Below are 3,817 nucleotides of genomic sequence, written 5' to 3'. Positions count from 1 at the left end.
TTCCGCGGCCAGATGATCAAGCAGTTCTTCGCCAACAACAAGCCGCCGCCGACCGCGGTGAGCGCGGCCGAGGCGAAGTCGGAGGTGGTGCCGAACCTGCTCACCGCGGTCGGCAGCCTTGTCGCCGTGCATCAGGTCGACGTCAGTGCCGATGTCAACGGCCGCGTCACCGAGATCAAGTTCGAGCCCGGTACGCGTGTCGAAGCCGGCACGCCGCTGGTGCAGCTGTTCGACGCACCGGAGCAGGGCGATCTCGCCAATTACAAGGCGCAGGCAACCGTCGCGCAGCTGTCGCTCGACCGCGCCAAGCAGCTGGCCTCGCGCCAGTTCGGCCCGCAGGCGACCGTCGATCAGGCTCAGGCCGCCTACGACCAGGCGCAGGCCGGCATCGCCAAGACCGAGGCGCTGATTTCGCAGAAACTGGTCCGCGCGCCGTTCTCCGGCGACCTTGGCATGCGCAAGGTCGAGGTCGGACAATATCTGACGGCCGGCACGGCGATCGTCTCGCTGACCGATTTGTCCGAGCTGTGGGCCAACTTCACGGTGACGGAAAAGGATTCTGGCAGCCTGAAGGTCGGCCAGACTGTCCGGCTCAGGGTGGATGCCTATCCGGGCCGCACCTTCGAGGGCAAGATCACCACGATCGAGCCGCAGATCGCGACCGATACCCGCAACATCCGCGTGCAGGCGACCATCGCCAATCCGGAGAAGATCCTGAAGCCCGGCATGTTCGTCACCACCACCGTGGTGCTGCCGGAGAAGCCGGCCGTGATCACCGTTCCGGAGACAGCGGTCGACTACACGCTGTACGGCGACTCGGTGTTCGTGATCACCGAGAAAAAGGAAGAGGACGGGAAGACCAGTCTCTCTGCGGTACGCACCTTCGTGCAGACCGGCAACAGGGTCGAAGGTCGCGTCGAGATCGTCAAGGGTCTGAAGCCAGGCGACAAGGTCGTCGCCGTCGGCCAGCTCAAGCTGCAATCGGGTGCACCGGTGTCGATCTCGACCGACCCGCCCCCGGCAATCCCGGCGCAGCCGCCGCGCTACTGACCCATTACATTCGCGTGATCCGGCTCGGCCGGATCACGCTCTTGAGAGATAGAAATCGAGACGCCGCGATGGCCTTTACCGACATTTTCATCAAGCGACCGGTCCTGTCGGTCGTCGTCAGCCTGCTGATCCTGCTGATAGGCCTGCGTGCGGCGATGGTGCTGCCGATCCGGCAGTATCCGAAGCTGTCGAACACCGTCATCAACATCACGACCGTGTATCCCGGCGCATCCGCGGACCTGATCCAGGGCTTCATCACGACGCCGATCGAGCAGGCGGTCGCTTCCGCCGAGGGCGTCGACTACATCACCTCGTCTTCGGTCCTCGGCACCTCGACGATCCAGGTCTACATCAAGCTGAACTTCGATCCGAACCAGGCGCTCACCGAGGTGCTGGCCAAGACGAACTCGGTCAAATATCTGATCCCGAAGGAATCCAACGACCCGATCGTCACCAAGACCACGGGTCAAACCACGGCCGTGATGTATCTCGGCTTCTCGTCCGAGGAGCTATCAGGCTCGGCGATCTCGGATTATCTGACGCGCGTGGTGCAGCCGGTGCTGTCGACGGTCGATGGCGTGGCCTCGGCCGACATTTTAGGCGGCCAGACCTTTGCGATGCGGCTGTGGCTTGATCCCGTGAAGATGGCCGGCCGCAACGTGTCGCCGGCGGACGTTGCGGCGGCGATCCAGGCCAACAACTTCCAGTCCGCGGCGGGCCAGACCAAAGGCTATCTCATCGTCTCGAACGTCTCGACGAATACGGGCCTGACCGACGTCAACCAGTTCAAGAAGATGATCGTCAAGGCCAAGGACGGCGGCTTCGTGCGGATGGAGGACATCGCCACCGTCGAGCTTGCGGCCCAAAGCACGGACGCGAGCGTTGCCTTCAATGGCGAGCATGCGATCTTCATCGGCGTGCAGGCAACGCCGCAGGGCAATCCGCTGACGCTGGTCAAGGGCGTGCGCGCGCTGTTCCCCGAGCTCGAACGCAATCTGCCGCCCTCGATGAAGATGAAGGTCGCCTACGACTCGACCAAGTTCATCCAATCCTCGATCGACGAGGTGGAGAAGACGCTGGGCGAAGCCGTGATCATCGTGATCGTGGTGATCTTCCTGTTCCTCGCCTCGCTGCGCTCGGTCATCATTCCCGTCGTCACCATCCCGCTGTCGATGATCGGCGTCTGCACCCTGATGCTGGCGCTCGGCTTCAGCTTCAACCTCCTGACCCTGCTCGCGATGGTGCTCGCGATCGGCCTCGTGGTCGACGACGCCATTGTCGTGGTGGAGAACATCCACCGCCATCTGGAGGAGGGCAAGACGCCGGTACAGGCGTCGCTGCAAGGCGCGCGCGAAATCGTCGGCCCGGTCATCTCGATGACCATCACGTTAGCGGCCGTGTACGCGCCGATCGGCTTCCTTGGCGGTCTGACCGGTTCGCTGTTTCGCGAATTCGCGTTCACGCTGGCGGGCTCGGTGATCGTGTCGGGCGTAGTCGCGCTGACGCTGTCGCCGATGATGTGCTCGGTGCTGCTGAAGAACACCGAAGAAGGCCGGTTCTCCAAGCTTGTGAACCGGGTGTTCGGCGCCATCACGCGGTGGTACGGGCGCAAGCTGGACCGGTCGTTGGATTATAAGGCGATCACCGGCCTGTTCGCGGTGACGATCCTCGGGTTGGTCGGCTTCCTCTACATGCACACCTCGAAGGAGCTGGCGCCCGAGGAAGACCAGGGCATCGTGTTTGCGGTGACCAAAGCGCCGAAATACGCCAACATCGACTATGTCGATTTTTATGGCGAGAAGCTCGACAAGGAATTCCAGAAATTCCCCGAAACCGATCTGCGTTTCGTGCTGAACGGCATCAACGGCCCGCAGGGCGGTATCGCCGGCATGCTCCTGAAGCCTTGGGACGAGCGCAAACGGTCGTCGATCCAGCTCAAGCCGCTGGTGCAGGCCGAGCTCTCCAAGATCGAGGGCGTGCAGGCCTTCGCATTCAACCTGCCGCCGCTGCCGGGCGGGCCGGGCGGTCTGCCGATCCAGATGGTGATCAACTCCACCGCCGGATTCCAGACGGTCTATGAGCAGATGGAGAAGCTGAAGGACGCCGCACGCAAGAGCGGCATGTTCATCGTCTCCGACAGCGATCTTGCCTACAATCAGCCGAACGTGAAGGTCACGATCGATCGCACCAAGGCGCAGGACCTCGGCGTCAACATGCAGAACCTCGGCTCTACGCTCGCGGTGCTGCTCGGCGGCAACTACATCAACCGCTTCAACCTCGAAGGCCGCTCCTACCAGGTGATCCCGCAGGTGCCGCGCGGCAAGCGTCTGTCGCCGGAATCGCTCGGCGGCTACTATGTGACGACCAACACCGGCCAGCAGCTCCCGCTGTCGACGGTGGTATCGATCGAGACCAAGACCGACCCGAACTCGCTGACCCACTACAACCAGCTCAATTCGGCGACGTTCTCGGCCGTGCCGATGCCCGGCGTGACCGTTGGTGCGGCAGTCGATTTCCTCGAAGGCGAGGCCAAGAAGCTGCCGCAAGGCTTCAGCCACGATTATCTGGCGGATAGCAGGCAGTATGTTCAGGAAGGTAACCAGCTCGCGATCACCTTCGGCTTCGCGCTGATCATCATCTTCCTGGTGCTGGCGGCGCAGTTCGAGAGCTTGCGCGACCCGCTGGTGATCATGATCTCGGTGCCGATGGCGATTGTCGGCGCGCTGATCCCGCTGTTCTTCGGCGTGGCGACGATGAACATCTACAC

At 62.8% G+C, this 3,817-nt stretch carries 2 protein-coding genes; both read left to right on the top strand.

From position 1 onward, the window contains the following. Positions 1-1,050 (top strand): efflux RND transporter periplasmic adaptor subunit (locus IVA98_RS30725; protein WP_247356145.1); only part of this gene is annotated, 1,050 nt, incomplete at its 5' end. A gap of 68 nt (positions 1,051-1,118) precedes the next feature. Then, on the top strand, positions 1,119-3,817 hold a 2,699-nt coding region (locus tag IVA98_RS30720), incomplete at its 3' end, for an efflux RND transporter permease subunit (RefSeq protein WP_247333541.1).

Source organism: Bradyrhizobium sp. 160 (assembly GCF_023073735.1).
Taxonomy (GTDB): Bacteria; Pseudomonadota; Alphaproteobacteria; order Rhizobiales; family Xanthobacteraceae; genus Bradyrhizobium.
This window is presented reverse-complemented; position numbering and strand designations above follow the sequence as displayed.